The organism is Luteimonas sp. RIT-PG2_3, assembly GCF_054902115.1.
This window is the reverse complement of sequence record NZ_JBUBPF010000008.1, coordinates 81,234-100,894: the sequence shown is the minus strand read 5'-3', so window position 1 is coordinate 100,894 and position 19,661 is coordinate 81,234. Positions and strand designations below refer to the sequence as shown.

General features: G+C 67.3%; 12 protein-coding genes. 8 read left to right on the top strand and 4 right to left on the bottom strand.

What is annotated here, in order from left to right; translation table 11 throughout:
- Positions 1 to 264 precede the first annotated feature (264 nt).
- From ACYX7E_RS13410 to ACYX7E_RS13380, 7 genes are all read left to right on the top strand, one after another.
- Complete coding sequence (locus ACYX7E_RS13410; RefSeq protein WP_462081087.1) at positions 265 to 1,503, top strand: serine hydrolase domain-containing protein; 1,239 nt, start codon at positions 265 to 267, stop codon at positions 1,501 to 1,503.
- Position 1,504: 1 nt separating this feature from the next.
- Positions 1,505 to 3,289, top strand: a complete 1,785-nt coding sequence (locus ACYX7E_RS13405; RefSeq protein ID WP_462081086.1) for an N-acyl-D-amino-acid deacylase family protein — start codon at positions 1,505 to 1,507, stop codon at positions 3,287 to 3,289.
- Between the two features lie 191 nt (positions 3,290 to 3,480).
- Entirely contained in the window at positions 3,481 to 4,626 is a 1,146-nt protein-coding gene (locus ACYX7E_RS13400) for an alanine racemase (protein WP_462081085.1), read from the top strand.
- Positions 4,627 to 4,897: 271 nt separating this feature from the next.
- On the top strand, positions 4,898 to 6,694 hold the full coding sequence (locus ACYX7E_RS13395) for a serine hydrolase (RefSeq protein ID WP_462081084.1): 1,797 nt from the start codon (positions 4,898 to 4,900) through the stop codon (positions 6,692 to 6,694).
- Between the two features lie 11 nt (positions 6,695 to 6,705).
- Entirely contained in the window at positions 6,706 to 8,310 is a 1,605-nt protein-coding gene (locus tag ACYX7E_RS13390; protein WP_462081083.1) for an N-acyl-D-amino-acid deacylase family protein, read from the top strand.
- Between the two features lie 235 nt (positions 8,311 to 8,545).
- Complete coding sequence (locus ACYX7E_RS13385) at positions 8,546 to 9,499, top strand: threonine ammonia-lyase (protein WP_462081082.1); 954 nt, start codon at positions 8,546 to 8,548, stop codon at positions 9,497 to 9,499.
- Between the two features lie 148 nt (positions 9,500 to 9,647).
- Positions 9,648 to 12,263 carry a reprolysin-like metallopeptidase gene (locus ACYX7E_RS13380; protein ID WP_462081081.1) on the top strand — a complete coding sequence of 872 codons (2,616 nt, stop codon included), beginning with the start codon at positions 9,648 to 9,650 and terminating at the stop codon, positions 12,261 to 12,263.
- 270 nt (positions 12,264 to 12,533) lie between these two features.
- Here the strand turns inward: ACYX7E_RS13380 and ACYX7E_RS13375 are convergent, their stop codons facing one another.
- The 4 genes from ACYX7E_RS13375 to ACYX7E_RS13360 form a co-directional block, all read right to left on the bottom strand.
- Positions 12,534 to 13,907: an aminotransferase gene (locus ACYX7E_RS13375; RefSeq protein ID WP_462081080.1), complete on the bottom strand. Its 1,374-nt coding sequence runs from the start codon at positions 13,905 to 13,907 to the stop codon at positions 12,534 to 12,536.
- Between the two features lie 94 nt (positions 13,908 to 14,001).
- A complete protein-coding gene (locus ACYX7E_RS13370) occupies positions 14,002 to 15,477 on the bottom strand; it encodes an NAD-dependent succinate-semialdehyde dehydrogenase (protein ID WP_462081079.1) in 1,476 nt (491 codons plus the stop codon).
- Positions 15,478 to 15,556: 79 nt separating this feature from the next.
- The gene (locus ACYX7E_RS13365; protein ID WP_462081078.1) at positions 15,557 to 16,219 is read right to left on the bottom strand and encodes a 7-cyano-7-deazaguanine/7-aminomethyl-7-deazaguanine transporter; all 663 of its coding nucleotides are present in this window, start codon (positions 16,217 to 16,219) and stop codon (positions 15,557 to 15,559) included.
- Between the two features lie 258 nt (positions 16,220 to 16,477).
- Positions 16,478 to 17,038, bottom strand: a complete 561-nt coding sequence (locus ACYX7E_RS13360) for an Lrp/AsnC family transcriptional regulator (RefSeq protein ID WP_462081077.1) — start codon at positions 17,036 to 17,038, stop codon at positions 16,478 to 16,480.
- Between the two features lie 371 nt (positions 17,039 to 17,409).
- Between ACYX7E_RS13360 and ACYX7E_RS13355 the strand changes: the two genes are divergently transcribed.
- Positions 17,410 to 19,635: a S9 family peptidase gene (locus ACYX7E_RS13355; RefSeq protein WP_462081076.1), complete on the top strand. Its 2,226-nt coding sequence runs from the start codon at positions 17,410 to 17,412 to the stop codon at positions 19,633 to 19,635.
- The last annotated feature ends 26 nt before the right edge of the window (positions 19,636 to 19,661 follow it).

Sequence of the window (19,661 nt, the reverse complement as noted above, 5' to 3'; positions counted from 1 at the left end):
ACCATCGCAGCGACGGCAGCAATGGCGGCCCCGCACGATCGCGCCGTCCCGTGCAGGGCAGCGCCCGGCGACTTTGCCGCCGCTGGCGACACCGGCCTTTTGGGTGTTTTCCACGATGCCCGCCCATCGGGCCCGGCACACACTCGGGCTGACGTACCGTGGGCCTGCTGTCGTCTCCCTGCCCGTCAGGGCAGGGCGGCCCCCGTGCCCAAGATGGCGTCGGCAACGCTCGCCTTCCCTGTCTCCATTCGCAAGAGAACCGCCATGTCACTGTCCAGATCCCGTTCCACAAACCGCCTCTGGAAATTGCTGCTGCTGTCGCTGCTGGTCGTGCAGGCCGGCAGCGCCTTCGCGCTGGACCGCGGCACGCCTGCGGCGCAGGCCAGCCACCAGGGCGCGCTGGACCAGCAGCAGGTGCTGCGCTACCTGGAGCGGCTGCGCGTGGCCTCGGGTGCGCCAGGCGTCTCGGCCGCCATCCTGTCGGGCGGCAAGCTGGTGTTTTCCGGCGGCGTCGGCGTGTCCGATATCGAATCGGGTGCTCCGCAGAACGGTGTCAGCGTGCACAACGTCGGCTCGGTGTCCAAGGTGCATGCTGTGGTCGCGGTGATGCAGCTGGTCGAGCAGGGCAAGGTCAACCTCGACGCCGACATCCAAACCTATGCGCCGTGGTTCCCGCGCAAGCAGGCGCCAATCACGGTGCGCCAGATCCTGACCCACACCTCGGGCATCCGCCATTACAAGGACGGCGAGTTCGGCGAGGGCGATGTGCTGGCGTTCCAGCAGTTCGACAATGTCGAGGCGTCCACCAAGCGCTGGCGCGACGAACCGCTGGACTTCAATCCCGGCGAGTTCTGGAGCTATTCGTCGTTTGCGACCAACCTGCTGCAGGCCGTGGTCGAACACGCCAGCGGCCAGGGCTTTGAAGAGTACCTGCGCCTGCACGTCTGGGAGCCGGCAGGCATGCTCGACACCCAGTTCGACGTGCCCGCGCGCATCGTCCCGCGCCGGGGACGCGGCTACGAGCGCGACCGCAAGAGCGGCGGCCTGCTCAACGCACAGCAGGAAAACGTCAGCTACAAGTACGCCGGCGGCGGCATCATCTCCACCGACGAAGACATGGTCCACCTGGGACATGCGCTCAACAGTGGACGCCTGCTGAAGGCCGCGACGCTGCGCGAGCTGTATCGCCCGCAGCTGGCCGCCGATATCCAGTATCCGCCTGCAGCACGCCAGCGCGCCGAAGAAGCCAAGCGACCGGTGCCCAAACCGCCGCGCCAGGCGCTGATCGTGCGCATCAACGACGACGGTCGTGGCGGCGTCTATTCGCAGCACGGTGGCAGCGTGAAGGGATCGCTGTCGCAGTACTCCAATTTCAGTCGCGACGGCATCGTCGTCGCCCTGCATGCCAATGCCTGGGTCGACATCGATCTGCAGGAGGCCGCGGAGACGCTGGCGCGCCTCGCACTGGGCGATGTCTCCGCCGTCGCCGACAAGGACAAGTGACATGAGCTCCCGCAACCCCTCGCGCCCGCAGCCGTTCCGCCTGTCGCTGGCCGTCGCCGTGCTGCTGGCATCCTGTGCCACCGCCAGCGCCGCCGAGACGCCGCGGCGTCAGTTCGACATCCTGATCCGGGGCGGCGAGATCGTCGATGGCACCGGCGCGCCGCGCTACCGCGGCGATGTCGGCATCGATGGCGACACCATCGTCGCCATCGGCGAACTGTCGTCGACGACCGCACGCAAGGTCATCGACGCCAGGGGCCGCATCGTCAGCCCGGGGTTCGTCGACATGCATGCGCACGTCGCCGACGATGACAGCGGCCTGATGGGCATGCTGTCCGAAGACCCCAAGCGCAGGGCTGCGCAGAACTACGTCGCCCAGGGCGTGACGACGACGGTCGGCAATCCCGACGGCTCGCAGTCGATGGTGCTCAGCGAGCAGCGCGCCCTGCTGACGCGCACCGGCATCGGCCCCAACATCGCGCTGACCAACGGCCACAACGGCCTGCGCGCAATGGTCATGGGCAGGGATCAGGCCCGTCCGGCGACCGCAGCGGAGATCGCGCGGATGCGTGCGATCCTGCACGAGGACCTGGCCAGGCATGGTTCGTTCGGACTGTCGCTGGGCGTCGAGTATTTCAGCGGCCGCTATTCCACCGCCGACGAGCAACTCGAACTTGCGCGCGAGCTGCCGGCCTACAACGGCATCTTCATCCCGCACGTGCGCAGCCAGGGCATCGCACCGATGTGGTACCGCCCCAGCGTGGACGGCAGCACGCCGCCGCCGACGCTCGACGATTCGATCGACGAGACCCTGCGCGTGGCACGCGAGACCGGGGCGACCGTGGTGTTCACGCACATGAAGGCCTGGGGACCGGGCTATCGCGGCCATGCGCAGGAGATCGTCGACCGCCTGCAGGCGGCGCGCGACCAGGGCAGCCGCGTGTTCATGGATGTCTATCCCTATGACAGCAGCGGTTCCGATGGCGACTTCGTCGCGATTCCGCCTTGGGCGTTCGGCACGGCCCCGCGCGCGCAGGGCGAGCACGTCGACGGTGCGTTGGTCGACTATCGGCAGGCCGTCGACGCCACCCTGAAGGCCGCCGATGCCAAGCGTCGCGACGATCTTTCGCGCGACATCCGCCACACCATCAGCCTGAAGGGTGGGGTCGAGAACATCGTCGTGCTGGCGTATCCGGACCCGGCCTATGTCGGAAAGCGGCTGTCCGAGCTGATGGCGCTACGCAAGCTCGACGACGTGGCGCTGGTGCTGGCCCTGCAGCGCGAGGGCGATGCCAGTCTGCCGGGAGGCGCGCGCATGCGCTCATTCAGTATGGACGAGGAGGACATCAAGACCTTCTACCGCCAGCCCTGGGCCGCGACCTCGACCGATGGCTGGGTCGTGCTGCCGGAAGAGGCCGTGGGCGACAAGAAGTACGTCAACACCAACCGCCGCGTGTTCGGCAGCTTCCCCCGTCGCATCGCGCATTACTCGCAGGCGCAAGGGGTGGACACGCTGGAGCAGGCGATCCGCTCGATGAGCGGGCTGCCGGCGCAGATCCTGAGCCTGGCCGACCGCGGACGGATCGCGGTCGGCATGAAGGCCGACGTCACCGTGCTCGACCTGGCGCGGCTGCGCGACAACACCACCTACCTCGAACCCAGCGTCTACCCGGACGGCATCGAGCACGTCATCGTCAACGGCACCCCGGTCGTCGACGGCGGCAAGCGCACGCTGGCGCTGCCGGGCAAGGTGCTCTCGCCGAGCGCCAGTGTGGTCGCCCCCTGAGGGCCGGTAGTGCCGGCGTTCGCGGCAGGAGGCCCCGGCATGCCGGGGCCTTAGCGGCCGAGGGCGACCGGACAGGCACAAAGGCCGACATACCGAGGTCACCAAAGCGTTGAATCAGTACTTTCCCTGATGACCGTGGTGACGATGATTTCTACAGTGGATTACCCCAACATGGATACGTGGACCATCCGATGACATCGACCGATGCCAACACCCTGGATCAGATCGACACGCCTGCACTCTTGCTCGACCGCGTCCGGATGGAACGCAACATCGCCCGCATGCAGGCCCGTGCCGACGCGCTGAAGGTCGCCCTGCGCCCGCACCTGAAGACCACCAAGTCGGTCGAGATCGCCCGTCGTGCGATCCGCGAGGGCGACGGCATCACCGTGTCGACGCTGCGCGAGGCCGAGTACTTCGCCGCCGCCGGCTACCGCGACATCTTCTATGCGGTGGCGATCGCCCCGCAGAAACTGGCCCGGGTCGCGGCGATGCTGCGCGATGGCGTTCGCGTGCTGCTGGCCGTGGACCACCCGGAGGCCGCACGCCAGGTCTCGGCCGGCGGCAAGGCGCTGGGCGTGGTCTTCGACGTGCTGGTCGAGACCGACTGCGGCGAAGGCCGCTCGGGCGTGCTCGCCGACTCCGATACGCTGCTGGAGATCGCCTCGGCCCTGCAGGGCGGTGCGCGTCTGGCGGGCGTGTTCACGCATGGTGGCCACTCCTATGCCGGCCGCACCGTGGCCGAACATGCGCAGATCGCCGAGATCGAGCGCCACAGCGTCACCGAGGCCGCCGAGCGCCTGCGCGCCGCCGGCCATGTCTGCGAAATCGTCAGCCTGGGCTCGACACCGTCGGTGCGCCATGCCGCGCACATGGAAGGCGTCACCGAGGTCCGTGCCGGCGTTTATGTGCTGGGCGACCTGTTCCAGGCCGGCATCGGCGGCTGCGAGCGTGACGACATCGCCGTCAGCGTGCTGACCACGGTCATCGGCAACCATCCCGAGCGCGACCAGATCGTGGTCGACGCTGGCTCGCTGGCGCTCAGCAAGGACATCAGCACCAGCAAGCTCGGTCCGCAGGGCGATGTCGGCTTCGGCCTGGTCATCGATGCCGAGACCGGCGATACCATCGACGGCCTGTACGTGCAGACCGCTTACCAGGAACACGGCATCCTCAAGAGCCGCGACGGCATCGACTTCGCCGCGTTCCCGATCGGCCGCCGGCTGCGCATCGTGCCCAACCACGCCTGCCTGACCTCGGCCGCCTATGACCGTTACCACGTCGTCGCCGACCATCAGCGCATCGAAGCCGTCTGGCCACGCGTCAACGGCTGGTAAGAAGGCACGGGATCCGTTCGCAGCGTTTCCCGCGGGCATCGCCACCGGCATTCCCGCTGCGCAGTGCCTCGCGAACCCCGCCGGCAAGTGCCATCAGTCAGGCATGGGCGGCGGGTCCGCTTCGGTGGTTCCACGGATGCCGGCTCCGGCAGGGCGCACTATCGTCGGCAACGTCCGCCGTTCCGCAGGCCATGCCCCAGCGCGCCTGCGTACGTCTCTTTCCCGCTTGCCGCACGCGAGCGCGGACCTCAGCGCTGCGGCGGGTCCACGCATGAATCCCTTGATCCGATCGCTCGCTGTTTCGTTCGCAGTGGTGTTGCTGCTGCCGTTGTCCCCCGTGCGTGCGGCCGAACCGCTGCCGGAACTGGATGCCTTCATCCAGGCCGAAATGGCCCGCGAGAAGGTGCCGGGGCTGGCGATCGCCGTGGTCAAGGACGGCAAGGTCATCTACCAGCGTGGATTCGGCTATCGCGATACCGCGAGGCAATTGCCGGTGACCGCGCAGACCGCGTTCCCGATCGCCTCGGTCAGCAAGTCGTTCACCGTGCTGACGCTGGGCACGCTGGTCGAGCAGGGCAAGCTGGACTGGGACCGTCCGGTCCGCGAATACGCGCCGGACTTCCAGCTGTACGACCCCACCGCGACCGCATTGATCAGCGCCCGCGACATGGTCTCGCACCGCACCGGCCTGCCGCGCCACGATGGCGTCTGGTACGGCGCGACGATCCCGCGCAAGCAGATGTGGGATGGCCTGCGTTACCTGCAGCCCAATGCCGAGCCGCGCGAGCGCTACCAGTACAACAACCTGATGTTCCTGGCCGCCGGCTACCTGGCCGGCGAGCTGGCCGGCGAGCCCAACTGGGAAACGCTGCTGCAGAAGCGCATCTTCGATCCGCTGGCGATGCGCGGCAGCTCGGTCAGCATCGCCGCGCTCGCGGCGTCGCAGGAGCCCTCGCTGGGTTACGTCAAGGACGATGAGACCGTGGTCCTGACCGACTACGCCAACATCGATGCGATCGCACCGGCCGGCGCGATCAACTCGACGCTGGCCGACATGACCCGTTACCTGCAGCTGCACCTGGGCAACGGCACCGTCGACGGACGCGAGATCGTCAGCGCGTCGATCCTGCGCGAAATGCGCATGCCGCAGATCAGCGACCGCGCGCCGCCGCGCGATCCCGAGTTCACCGGCATGCAGTACGGCATGGGCCTGTTCCTCAACAGCTATCGCGGCCATCGCCACGTCTACCATGGCGGCAACATCGACGGCTTCACCTCGTTCATTTCGTACCTGCCCGAAGACGGCGTCGGCGTGGTGATGCTGTCCAACCTCGGCGGCTCGCAGCTGCGCGACATCATCCCGTACCGCATCTACGACCAGCTGCTGGGCATCGAACAGATCGACTGGAGCGGCCGCCTGGCCGATCGCAAGGCCCGCAACAAGGCCGCCGAGCTCGACCCCGAAAAGGCCAGGAACCCGGCCAAGCTGCCGACCCTGCAGCGCAAGGGCACGCAGCCCTCGCATGCGATCGCCGAATACGTCGGGGAGTACGAACATCCGGCCTACGGCGTGGTCACCATCGCGCCGGCGGGCCGCGGCCTCAGTGTCGGCTTCCATGGCGCGCAGGCGCCGCTGGAGCACTTCCACTACGACGTCTTCAAGGCCGGCGGCGGTGCGTTGAACAACCTCAACGACGAGCAGTTGCAGTTCGATAGCAGCGCCGACGGCGATATCGCCGGGGTGTCACTGCTGCTCGAATCCAACGTCCCGGCGATCCGCTTCACCCGCCGCGCCGATCCGGCCATGTCCACGTCTGCGTTCCTGACGCCCCTGGTCGGCAGCTATGCGATGGGCGCCGATACCTATGACGTGCGCCTGCGCGAAGACGGTACGCTGTTGATGGTCAGTGGCGGCAACAGCACCGCGCTGCTGCCGGTCTCGGGCACGCGCTTCGCGCTGGACAAGCGTGAGCGCCAGAGCATCGAGTTCCAGAAGGCCGCCGACGGCAGCATCCGTGGCTTCGTCCAGTACAACCCCTGGGGCAACCGCCAGGCCACGCGCAAATAAGGAGTAATCCCTTGAAGATCCCGAGCATGCAACTCCAGCGCGACGGCGCGCGCCTGCGCCCGGCGCGAGGATGGGTAGTGGCGATGCTGCTGTCGGCCGCGCTGTCCGCGTGCTCGGGCAAGCCCGATGCCGGCGACGTGCCCGACACCCCGCCGAAAGTGGGCGAGGTCTCGTCCTGGCTGATCGTCAACGCGCGTGTCGTCGATGGCAGCGGAGCGCCCGAGCAGAAGGTCTCGGTCCGCGTGGTCGGCGATCGCATCGAAGCAGTCGGCGACCTGCAACCGGTGGCGGGCGAGACCGTCGTCGATGCCGGCGGCAAGGTGCTGGCACCGGGCTTCATCGATACCCACAGCCACCACGACGGCAAGCTGGCCGACCACCGCGATGCGGTGGCCGTGACCAGTCAGGGTGTGACCACGCTGATCCTGGGCCAGGACGGCGGCTCGACGTATCCGCTGGCGGACTACTACGCCGGACTCGAAAAGACCCCGGTCGCGGTCAACATCGCGTCCTACACCGGCCATAACAGCATCCGTGACGGCGTCATGGGCGAGGACTTCAAGCACGTCGCCACGGCCATGCAGGTCGAGGCGATGCGCGTGAAGCTGGAAGCCGACATGGCCGCCGGTTCGCTGGGCCTGTCGACGGGGCTGGAGTACGACCCGGGCATCTATTCGGCCAACGAGGAAGTGGTGACGCTGGCGCGCGAAGCCGCCAGGCATGGTGGCCGTTACATCAGCCACATGCGCAGCGAGGACCGCTACCTGTGGAAGGCGCTGGACGAGCTGATCGACATTGGCCGCCAGACCGGCATGCCGGTGCAGGTCTCGCACATGAAGCTGGCGATGACCGACTGGTGGGGTCAGGCCGATCGCTTCATCGCCACGATGGACGCCGCACGTGCCGAAGGCATCAAGATCAGCGGCGACGTCTATCCATACCCCTACTGGCAGTCCACGCTGGGCGTGCTGTTCCCCGAGCGCGACTTCGGCAACCGCAAGAGCGTCGCCTTCGTGCTCAAGAGCCTGGCGCCTCCGGAAGGCCTGTGGATCAGCGGCTACCCGGCCGATCCCTCGCTGGTCGGCAAGACCGTGGCCGAGATCGCCAAGGAACAGAATCGCGACCCGGTCGACGTCGTGCTGACGCTGCTGGCCGACGAGACGCAGATCCCGCGCGTCATCGGCACCAGCATGGATCAGGGCGACATCGACAAGCTGATCCTGTGGCAGCACGCCAACATCTGTTCCGATGGCGGCATCGACGACCTGCATCCGCGGGGTGCCGGTGCGTTCGCGCGGATCCTGCGAGAGTACGTGCGCGAGCGCAAACTGCTGACGCTGGAACAGGCGGTACACAAGATGAGCGGCGCCGCCGCCGACCACATGGGCCTGTCCGACCGCGGCCATATCCGCGCAGGCCAGTACGCCGACCTGGTGCTGTTCGACCCGGACACGATCCAGGACCATGCCACCATCGAAACGCCCGGCGAGCTGGCGACCGGCGTCGACCGCGTCTGGGTCGCCGGCACGGCGGTGTTTGCCGACGGCAAGCCGACCGGCAACTTCCCGGGCAAGGTCGTGCGTCGCACGGCTGACTCGCAGGCCGGCGCGCCCTGAGGCAACGCAAGGCGGCACTCGCGGACGTGCGGGCATGGCCGGCACGTTCGCGAAGGACGTGGCATCCACCTGCGCCATGCACGGGATGGATGCCATGGTTCAGATCAGCCGGGCACGGCCCCGCCCGTTGCCGCCCGCGTCACGCACGGCGCTGGCGATGCGCCTGCAGGTGTGCGCTGACCACGTCCGCGCAGCCCAGACCTCCCGACAACCTTCCTGCAAAGGCCCGATCGACGTGAGCACATTCGACCGCACGCAACTGCTGGAGATCCGGCGCCAGGTCGCGCCGTACCTGCACGAAACGCCGTTGTGGCGTTCGGACACCCTGAGCCGCATGGTCGGCTGCAATGTGTTCCTGAAGGCCGAGTTGCTGCAGAAGACCGGCTCCTACAAACCGCGCGGCATGTTGTGGTCGTTGATGGCCATGGATCCAGCGCAGCGCGCACGCGGCGTCATCACGTTCTCGTCCGGCAATGCCGCGCAGGGGCTGGCCTATGCCGGGCGACTGCTGGGCGTGGCCGTCACCGTCGCGATGCCGGCCACCGCCAACCCGACCAAGGTGCAGGCGACACGCGACTACGGTGCCGAAGTGCTGCTGCATGGCACGCCGCTGGAGTGCCTGGCGTTCTGCCGGCAGCTCGCCGCAGACCGCGACCTGACCTTCATCTCCTCCTACGACGACATGGCGTTGATGCAGGGCCATGCCACGCTGGGCCTGGAGATCCTGGAACAACTGCCGCAGACCGATGCGATCCTGATGGGCGTCGGCGGTGGCGGCATGCTGGGTGGCACGGCACTGGCGCTGCAGGCCTGCCACAGCGACGCCGAGCTGATCGGCGTCGAACCGACCGGCGCACCGGCGATGTCGCGCAGTTTCGAGGCAGGGCGCGCGGTCACGCTGGAGAGCGTGTCGACGATCGCCGACGGACTGGCAGCGCCGGATGCGGGCGCCTTGTGCTACCAGACCGTGCGCGAGCGCGTCAGCAGGATCGAACTGGTCGACGAAGCACAGATCGTGGCCGCGATGCGATTGCTGATGGAGCGCTGCAAACTGTACGCCGAGCCCGCCGGTTCGGCGGCGGTGGCCGGCCTGCTCGGCGGTGGCCTGCATTTCGACGACCAGGCCAACGTGGTCTGCGTGGTCAGCGGTGGCAATCTCGATCCGCAGCGGTTGAAGCAACTGCTGTAACGCCCTGGCAAGCCTGCAAGCCTGCAAGTCGCGATCAGTGTGTCATCGCTGCCCTCACGGCCAGCAATGCGGCGCAGCTCCCCGAGGTTGCGAGCCCAAGGCTTGCTATGATCCGGTCCAACAGCGTCGGGGCTGGACAGGGGATGTCATGAAACGATGGGGAATGGCCGGCGTCGCGCTGGCGGCGGCTGCATTGCTGGTGGTCGTTGCCACGATCGGCGTGGGTTTGCGAAGCATCGACGGGCAGGACGGCAACGGTCGAACGGCGGCAGCAGCAGCGGGCGGCCCATGGAATGGGCGCAGTCCGGCACCTGGACCGGCAAATCCTGCCAGTCTCGTGCTGCCGGTGGTACGGGGAGACCAGCCGAGTCCCGTGATGTTGACACGCAGCATGCTCGAGCAAGCGTGGCTGGACACCCGGCTCGACGTACGGCTCCCGGATGGCACGGCTTATCCAGTAGTGCTGGAGCACGAGCGGGTCGAGCCGGGCGGTCATTGGACCGTCGTGGGGCGCGTCAGCACGCGGCTCGGCCCGCAGGCGATGGTGGTCACTGTCGGTCAGGATGCCATCTTCGGCGTGCTGCCGCACCCGGACGGTTCGATGATGCAGATCACCACCAGCAGCGGCAGCACCAGCATCGCCGCCGCTGGCGGCATGCTGCCGCCGGGCAGTGAGATCACGCGGCCCACAGAACCCGACTACATGATTCCGCACGAGTCCGATCGATGGACCGCCGCCAAGGCTGGTGGCATGCGCTTCCCGGAGGCAGGTTCGAATTGGACCACCAAGAGCTTGAGCCTCGTCGAAATCGACGTGCTGGCCCTGTACACGGATGATCTGGTCGCGCTGCGCGGCAGCGTGTCCGCGGCCGAAACCGAAGTGACCAACCTGTTCGCCATCGCCAACCAGGCGCATGTCGACAGCGGGACGCGTGTGCGTTTCAAGCTGGCGGGCATGAGGCGGGTCGCTGTAGACCCTACGCTGACCAATCACAACGCGCTCTACGCCATCTCCAACAACAGCGTACAGGGAATCGACCTGCACAGCCTTCGTGACGAGATGGCGGCCGATCTCGTCGCCCTGTTGCGCCCGTACCGCGATACCCATGGAACTTGCGGGGTCGCATGGTTGAACGGAGCCGAGCTCAACCCGTATGGGATCTGGGATTCTTCCGGCGTTTCCGTCAGCAACGTTGCACCCTGCGGACCTCATGTGTTGGCCCATGAGCTCGGGCACAACATGGGGTCGGTGCACGACCGTGAAACCCAGTCGATCAATGGACAGATCGAATACGGCGCGTACCCGTACTCTTTTGGATATCGGCAGAACGGCCCCATGGCGTTTGCCACGATCATGGCGTATACCTCGGGACAGCCATGGCTTGGCTATTTCTCCAACCCCGGTTCCACGCGCTGCGGCGACGCGTGTGGCGTGGAAGGGCGCGCGGACAACGTCCGCAGCCTCAATGCCACGGCGCCTGTCATCGCGATGTTCAGGGGGCCGCCTGGCACGCTGTCCATTGGCGATTCGGAGATCTACGAGCCGCAACCTGGAGACGCAGGCTATCTGGAGTTCAGCGTCAGGTTGTCCGGAGCGGCTCCGGCCGGTGGCGTGAGTTTCGAAGTCTCGGTCGTCGGTGGAACTGCTCAGCCGAGCGTGGATTACGTCCAGCCGGGAACGATCCGGGGCACGATTGCCGAAGGCCAACGCGTCACCTACGTGTCGCTTCAGGTCAATGGAGATGCGATCGAGGAGCACGACGAGACCATCCTGCTGCGGCTCACGAACGTCACCGGCGCCACGGTCCACAAAGGCGAGGCCGTCGGCAGAATCCTCAATGACGATCCCCGCGTAGTGTTTTCGGGACGCATGCGTTTCGAGGGAGCGCCTGCGCCCGCCGTCCCGTTCTCGATGATCGTCACAGGTATTGACGGTGCAGGCACGAGCAGGCAGATCACGCTGTCTCCTCCGGACTTCGCGTACCACATGCCGGTGGTCAAAGGAGCGAGCTTGCGGTTCCAGATCGCTGCTCCGCTGCCGTTCGTGACACAGCCATTTTTCATGGAATCGATCGGATCATCGACGATGCGTGACATCCGACTCAAGCGCGGCGTGCAAGTCTCGGGACAACTGAGATTGCCTGCAGGCCAGCCCGTCATCACGACCCCGATCTCGGTGGAGATGCGGGCCCGCGTCGACAATCAACTGGACTTTTTCTATTTGCAGTTGCAGCCACCGGACTTCCGCTATAGCCAGTGGGTCGCGCCCGGCGCATGGATCCGCCTGGAAGCGACTCCGCCATCTCCATACACGCCATTCTTCGCAATCCATTCCATTGTGGAGTCCGATCTCGTCCAGGACATCACCGTGTCGCCCTTGCCCGGGCTGGTGCTCCGGGGGGGAGGCAAGATGCCTGAAGGCACGTCTGCGACGTGGGGCTCTGCAGGGGGACTCGTGGAGTTGTCCGCGCCTGCGCCTGCCGGCGGCGTACAGTTGCGCTATCGCACGGTCGATGGAACCGCCACCGCCGGCAGCGACTACGCCGCGATCGAAGGGGCGCTCGAAATCGCCGAAGGCGCGACCTACGCGCATCTCGACTCGATCACTGTATTCGGTGACGATCAACTCGAGGGAGATGAGTATTTTTACATCGTGGTCAGCGACGTTGTCGGTGCGCACCCGGTTGTCACGCGCCAGAAGTTGATCCTGACCGAGCAGCCGCGATACATGAGCGAACCCCTGCCAGCGCGCCCGGTCAGATAGTTGCTCGTCCCGAGGGCAAGGGCAGTCGTCACACGCGCGTCGTGGCGTCTTGCCAGGCGTCATGCGCCAGCGCAGGAAAAGACGCGATCGCGAGGTGTTGGCAACGCGTGGCAGGCTTGCACCGGATCGCACGTCGCGTCGATCGACGCGACGTGGTGCGCCAAGCTCTGACGCCAGCGACTGTGCTCGATTACCAACGCATGAGGGCCTCATTGCGAGGCCCTCTGCAAAGGCCCGGGCACGACGCCCGGACAGCCTGTCACTTGCGCGTCAAAGCGTCGCTGCGACCGCGTCGATGGCGTCGACCGTGACCGCGACGATCTCGTCGGCCTCGGCGCGCGTCAGGATCAGCGGCGGGGCGAAGCCCAGGATGTCGCCATGCGGCATGCCGCGCGCGATCATGCCGCGCTCCAGGCAGGCGGCCGAGACCTTGGGGCCCACCTTCAGGCCGGGATCGAACGGCGTACGCGCGTCGCGATCGGCCATGAACTCGATCGCCGCAAGCATGCCGTCGCCGCGCACTTCACCGACGATCGGGTGCTGGCTCACCGCGTCGCGCAGGCGCTGGTTGAGGTAGGCGCCGACATCGGCGGCATTGGCCGCGATGCCTTCGCGTTCCAGGATGTCGAGGTTGGCCAGCGCCGCGGCGGCGCAGACCGGGTGGCCCGAGTAGGTCCAGCCATGGCCCATTGCGCCTTCTCGGGTCGAGGCATCCTCGATGACGTTCCAGACGCGCTCGCCGACGATGACCGCCGACAACGGTGCGTAGGCACTGGTCAGGCCCTTGGCCACGGTGATCAGGTCGGGGCGGATGCCGTAGCGCTGGCTGCCCATCGGCGCGCCGAGGCGACCGAACGCGCAGACCACTTCATCGGCGATCAGCAGGATGTCGTACTTGGCCAGCACGGCCTGGATCGCTTCCCAGTAGCCGGCGGGCGGCACGATGATGCCGCCGGTGCCCATCACCGGCTCACCGATGAAGGCGCCGATGGTGTCGGGATCCTCGGCCAGGATCAGCTGTTCCAGTGCATCCGCGCAGTGGCGCACGAACGCGGCCTCGTCCATGCCCGCCGGTGCCTTGTAGAAGTGCGGGCACAGCGTATGCAGCACGCCTTCGACCGGCAGATCGAAATGCTGGTGGAACGCCGGCAGGCCGGTCAGGCTGCCGGTCACGATGCCCGAGCCGTGGTAGCCGCGATCGCGCGAGATGATCTTCTTCTTGCGCGGCTTGCCCAGCACGTTGTGGTAGTAGCGCACCAGCTTGACCTGGGTCTCGTTGGCGTCCGAACCCGACAGGCCGTAGTAGACCTTGCGCATTCCCTCGGGCGACCACGCGATGACGCGGTCGGACAGTTCGATGATCGCTTCGGTCGAGTGGCCGACATAGGTGTGGTAGTACGCAAGCTCGGTGGCTTGGCGATGCATCGCATCGGCGACTTCGGTACGGCCATAACCGATGTTGACGCAGTACAGGCCCGCGAAGGCGTCCAGCAGTTCGCGCCCGGCATGGTCGCGGATTCGCACGCCCGACGCGCCGGTGACGATGCGGCCGGGCAGGGCGCCGGTGGCATGGTCATGGGCATGCGTGGACGGATGCAGGAAGTGCTTGCGGTCGCGGGCAAGCAGGTCGTTGAAGTCGGTCATCGTGGTCTCTCCATGGAATGCGGTATTCGTCTGCGGCGCCTGGGCGCAGCGTGGACGTTGTGTGGAACCTGTCGAAGATCGCGGGGGCGCGCGGTCAGGGCTGGGCGTAATGCAGGCAGAAGTACTTGGTCTCGACGAAGGGCTCGAAGCCGTCGCCGCTGCCTTCGCGGCCCAGGCCCGAGGCCTTGGTCCCGCCGAACGGCACCGGCGCGCCGGTGAAGCGGGCGCCATTGACGGCCACCATCGCAAATTCCAGCGCCCGCAGCACCGGCCAGACCTGGTCGATGCGCTGGCTGCAGATGTAGGCGGCCAGGCCGTATTCGGTGTCGTTGGCCAGGGCGACCGCTTCCTCCAGATCGTCGAACGGCATCACGCCGACGACCGGGGCAAAGGTTTCCTCGCGCCAGATGCGCATCTGCGGAGTCACGTCGGCAAACACCGTCGGCGTATGGAACCAGCCACCGAGTGCATGCGCGTCACCACCGGTCAGCAGCCTGGCGCCGGACGCGATCGCCTCGGCGACGCGTTCGCGGGTGATGTCGAACGCGCCCTGGTGCATCAGCGGGCCGACGATGCTGTCGGGATCACTGGCCGGGCCGACATGCAGGGCGGCCGCCGCGGCCGCGAAGCGCTCGACGAACGCCGGGTACAGGCTGCGGTGGACCAGCAGGCGGTCGGCGGCGCAGCAGTCTTGCCCCGAGGTCTGGAACTTGGCATCGATCGCGAAACGCACCGCGTGGTCGAGGTCGGCATCGGCGCAGACGATGAAGGGCGCGTTGCCGCCGAGCTCCAGCGCGACCTTCTTGACGTCGCCGGCCGTGGCCTGCAGCACCAGGCGGCCGACGCGGGTCGAGCCGGTAAAGCTGACCGCCCGCACGCGCGGATCGGTGACCAGGGTTTCCATCGCCATCTGCGCATCGCCGAGCACGACGTTGAACACGCCGTCGGGCATGCCGGCTTCCTGCGCCAGTTGGGCCAGCGCGATCGCCGAGTACGGCGTCTCGTGCGCCGGCTTGACCACGACCGTGCAGCCGGCCGCGAGGGCAGCGCCGGCTTTGCGCGTGATCATCGCCGACGGAAAATTCCAGGGCGTGATCAACGCGGCAACGCCGACCGGTTCGACCAGGGTGCCCAGCTGCGCGCCCGGGATATGGCTGGGGATCGTGCGCCCGTCCAGGCGCCGGGCCTGCTCGGCAAACCACGGCAGGAAGCTCGCGGCATAGGCGATCTCGCCACGCGACTCGGCCAGCGGCTTGCCCTGTTCCAGGCTCAGCAGCTGCGCCAGCGCTTCCTTGTGTTCCAGGATCAGCTCAGCCCAGCGGCGCAGGATGCCGCCACGGGTGTCGAGGCTGGCCGCCTTCCATGCCGGGAACGCCGCCTGGGCGGTGCTGATCGAAGCCTCGATCTGCGCGCGCGTCAGCAGCGGCACCTGGCCGATCTCGCGCTGCTTGGCCGGATCGACCACCGCGATGGTGCGGCCGTCCTCGGCCGCGATCCATGCGCCGCCGACGTGGCACAGGGGGTGTTTGAGGAACTGTTCGAAAAACGGCAGGGCAGGGCTGGCGGACATCGCTGGGCATCGTCAGGAATATCCGTTCATGGTGACGATCCTGGCGTCCCGCCTTTTTCCTGACTGCCCCGGGCGCGCGTCAGTTCTTGTTGTCCGGCCTGGGGTCCGCGCGTGTTTCTCGTGGCGATGCGGGGGCCTGGCGCGCCGACAGCCGCAGGACCAGGGCATTGAGCAGCATGCCGTACAGCGGCAGGAACAGCGCCAGGCTGATGACCAGCTTGATCACATAATCGACCGTGGCGATCTCCACCCAGTGCTCGGACAGGAACGGATGGCTGCCGCGCCAGAACGCGGCCGCGAAGAATACGAAGGTGTCCAACAGGTTTCCGAGCACCGTCGAGGCCGCCGGCGCCACCCACCAGCGTGCCGCGCGTCGCAGCCGGTCGAAGACCTGGATATCCAGCAACTGGCCGAAGACATAGGCCAGGAAGCTCGCGAACGCGATCCGCGCGACGAACAGGTTGGGTTCCCCGAGAGCGGCGACGCCCCGGAACGCACCCTCCTGGAACAGCACCGAGACGAGGTACGACAGCAGCAGCGCCGGCAGCATCGCACCGGCGATCACGCGGCGGGCCGGAGACTTGCCGAGCAGGCGCACGGTCAGGTCGGTCGCCAGGAAGATGAAGGGAAAGCTGAAGGCCCCCCAGGTGGTATGCCAGCCGAACAGCGTGATCGGCAGCTGCACCAGGTAGTTGCTGGCCACGATGACCAGCAGGTGGAAGCCGACCAGGGCCGCAAGCACCCGGGGCTGGAGGGGGGGGCGTGCGTGCAGCGCGTCGGCAGGCGGTCTGGCGCCGCCCGCGTGCCCGGGGGGCGCAGGAGTGAACGATGACATGCAGGTCCTTTTTGAATGGGGGCGAGGGAACCCATTGCGCCGCGTGATTGCGGTGCGGCGTGCATGTTACGCGGTCCGCCCGGGCGATGCCCCGGTGCCCAGCGCGCATGGGCGGAATCTGGCGGCGTCCAGGCGGTGATGGCGAGCCCGCAGGCCCCTGCGGCGTCAGCGCAGCATGCGGTCGAGGTCGGCCGGCGCGTGGCCCGGCTGCTTGACGGCCTTGGTGACGATGTAGGTGAAGTAGCGCTCGATGCCCAGGTCGTCGTGCAGCAATTGCTCGATGAACGACTGGTAGTGGTCGATGTCGGGCGACTGGATCATCGCGATGTAGTCCACGCCGCCGCCGGTGGCGTAGCAGAACGCCACTTCCGGCGCTTCGGCCATGCGCTTCTCGAAGGCCTGCATGACCTGCGCGGTGTGCCGCGACAGGCTGACCTCAACCAGCATCTGGCTGGTCTTGAACAGTTCGTCCCAGTCGATCAAGGCACGGTAGCCGCGGATCAGGCCTGCGGCCTCGAGCTTGCGCACGCGTTCCCAGGCCGGCGTGATCGACAGGTTGATCGATTCGGCCAAGCGCGACTTGGTGATGCGGCCGTTGCCCGACAGGATGCGCAGGATCTTCAGGTCGTAGCGGTCGAGCTTGAGGCTGCGCGTCGATGCGGGCTTGGCTGGCGGCGCGACCTCGGACAGTGCGTCCATGGCCTGCCTGACGGGCGTCCGGTTCATCGTGGCACCGGGTCGTGAAGGCGTGGCGGCGTCATCGCAGCCTGCGTGGGGTCGAGATCGGACATCAAGCGGGAATCCATCGTCACGGTGCCAGGAAAGGACACACTTGCGGGCAGCATAGTCACTGCCTGCATGCAGCCTCATCCGTGGGATTACCGAAAGATCGCGTACGCGAGCGATGCTGCTTGGCACTCGACGGCGCGCAGTTTGCACGCCGGCTCGGGCGTGTATGCTCCCCCGTTCCGCGCGCCGCCTGCGTCCTGCTGCCGGCATCGCGACGATATCCCGATGCTGCAGCGCGCATGGCCCATGCCTGCGCACGTGCATCGCCGTCGCGCGCGCCCTCCATCCGCATCCTCTAGAGGTTCCCGATGACGTCCATCGACGCCGCCCCGGCCATGCCGACATCCCCTCCACGGCACAGGCGAACGGCCGGCCTGTTGTGCGTGCCGCTGTGGCTGGCCTGCGTGTTCAATGCAGTCGCCGCGACGCCGGAGACGGATCTGCGCAAGCGCTACCAGCATGCCGCCGAGTACCTGCCCTGGCGCATCGAGCGTCACGTGCACGGCATGAGCGTCGCGCCGAACTGGAGCGCGGACGGCAACCACTTCTGGTTCGAGGAAACCACGCCCGATGGCAGCCGCCACTGGCAGGTCGACACCCAGGCCTGGCGCAGGACCGCATTGGCCGCGCGCCCGGACTCTAACCGCAAGGCGGCGCCGGCTGCGCTCGACCCGACCTGGGTGCCGTCGCCGAACGGACGCTGGGCGGTGCGCCGCGACGGCCACCAGCTGGCCCGGATCGACCTGGCCAGCGGCGTCGAAACCGTGCTGACCCGCGATGGCGAAGCCGACTACGCCTATGGCCGCGTGCCCGATTCCGATATCCAGTCGCTGTCGAAGCTGCGCGCCGGCTTCCCCGACCAGCCCTACGGCCTGTGGTCGCCGGAAGGGGATCGCTTCCTGACCTACCGCGTCGACGAACGCATGATGTACAAGCTGCCGTTCGTCGTGCCGATCACCGGCGAGCGCCACCAGATCCCGTGGGTGCATTACCAGAACACCGCGTTCAAGGGCGAGCGGCGCATCCAGCAGGCCGAGCTGATGATTTTCGACATGCGCGACGGTGCGCGCGTCGACCTGCAGATCCCGAAGCCGCTGGTGATCTGGGAGCCCACGCCGAAGGGCGGCCTGCGCTGGAGCGACGACGGCAGGACCGTGTTCGCCGCGCCGACCGCGCGCGACAACCAGACGCTGACCGCCTACGCCGCCGATACCGCGACCGGGCGGGCGAGGGCACTGCTGACCGATACGATGCCGTCCGAGATCGCCTCCGAGAAGCGCTTCACCTACATCGACAACGGCAAGGAGATCATCGTCTATTCGATGCGTTCCGACTGGGGCCACCTGTACCTGTACGACGGCGACTCCGGCCAGCTCAAGAACGCCATCACCGAAGGCGCCTGGGCCGTGCGCGACATCAAGCGCATCGACAGCCGCGAACGCTGGATCTACTTCACCGCCAGCGGCCGCGAGGCCGGGCGCGACCCGTATTTCGTGCACCTGTACCGGGTCCGCTTCGACGGCAGCGAGCTGACCCTGCTGACGCCCGAGGACGCCCACCACGATGTCGCGTTCTCGCCTGACGGCCGGCATTTCATCGACACCTGGTCGACGGTCTCGACGCCCCCGGTCAGCGCGCTGCGCACGGCCGATGGCACGCGGTCGCTGGAACTGGTGCGTGCCGATATCCGCGGCCTGCAGGCGCTGGGCTGGCGCGCGCCGGAACGTTTCAAGGTCAAGTCCGCCGACGGCAAGACCGACCTGTACGGCGTGCTGTACCTGCCGCACGACCTCGATCCCGGCAAGTCGTACCCGATCATCGAACCCGAGTACATGGGTGGCACGTTCGCGCCGACGCGCTTCCTGCAACAGGGGCTGGGCGCGATCTCGCTGGCCCAGGTGGGCTTCGCTGTGATGCTGTTCGACGGCCGCGAGACCCTGTACCGCTCACGCTCGTTGCGCGAAGGCTTCGATGGCGAGGTCAGTGCCGGCGCGCATTTCTATGACGACCACATCGCCGCGATGCGACAGCTGGCCGAGCGCCATCCGTTCATCGACATCGAACGCACCGGTATCTACGGCCACTCCAACGGCGGCTGGCGCGCCGCGCGCGCCCTGCTGCAGCACCCGGACTTCTTCAAGGTCGGCATCGCGACCGCCGGCAGCCACGACTACGCCACCTGGATCAACACCAGTTACGGCACGTCGGAGACGATCCCGTCGTACCCCAACAACATGGAGATCGCCGAACGCCTGCAGGGCAAGCTGCTGCTGATGCATGGCTACATCGACGACGACGTGCATCCGGCGCAGACGCTGCAACTGGCCGAGGCATTGATCCAGTCCAACCGCGACTTCGACATGCTGATCCTGCCGACCTACGAGCACAAGATGTTCTGGCAGAAGGGTTACGTGCTGCGCAAGAGCTGGGACTATTTCGTCGAACACCTGCTCGGACTGGCGCCGCCGGCGAACGTCGAGATCCCCGACTCGGACGCTCCCCCGTACCGCCGCCCGATGCACCCCGCACCCTGAGCGTAGGCCGGGTCTAAACCGGCCAC

What these genes read in the sequence shown, in the direction of transcription:
- ACYX7E_RS13355 (WP_462081076.1), top strand. Translation starts at nt 17,410, where the DNA reads ATGACGTCCATCGACGCCGCCCCGGCCATGCCGACATCCCCTCCACGG.
- ACYX7E_RS13380 (WP_462081081.1), top strand. Translation starts at nt 9,648, where the DNA reads ATGAAACGATGGGGAATGGCCGGCGTCGCGCTGGCGGCGGCTGCATTG.
- ACYX7E_RS13410 (WP_462081087.1), top strand. Translation starts at nt 265, where the DNA reads ATGTCACTGTCCAGATCCCGTTCCACAAACCGCCTCTGGAAATTGCTG.
- ACYX7E_RS13375 (WP_462081080.1), bottom strand. Translation starts at nt 13,907, where the DNA reads ATGACCGACTTCAACGACCTGCTTGCCCGCGACCGCAAGCACTTCCTG.
- ACYX7E_RS13370 (WP_462081079.1), bottom strand. Translation starts at nt 15,477, where the DNA reads ATGTCCGCCAGCCCTGCCCTGCCGTTTTTCGAACAGTTCCTCAAACAC.
- ACYX7E_RS13400 (WP_462081085.1), top strand. Translation starts at nt 3,481, where the DNA reads ATGACATCGACCGATGCCAACACCCTGGATCAGATCGACACGCCTGCA.
- ACYX7E_RS13360 (WP_462081077.1), bottom strand. Translation starts at nt 17,038, where the DNA reads ATGAACCGGACGCCCGTCAGGCAGGCCATGGACGCACTGTCCGAGGTC.
- ACYX7E_RS13395 (WP_462081084.1), top strand. Translation starts at nt 4,898, where the DNA reads ATGAATCCCTTGATCCGATCGCTCGCTGTTTCGTTCGCAGTGGTGTTG.
- ACYX7E_RS13405 (WP_462081086.1), top strand. Translation starts at nt 1,505, where the DNA reads ATGAGCTCCCGCAACCCCTCGCGCCCGCAGCCGTTCCGCCTGTCGCTG.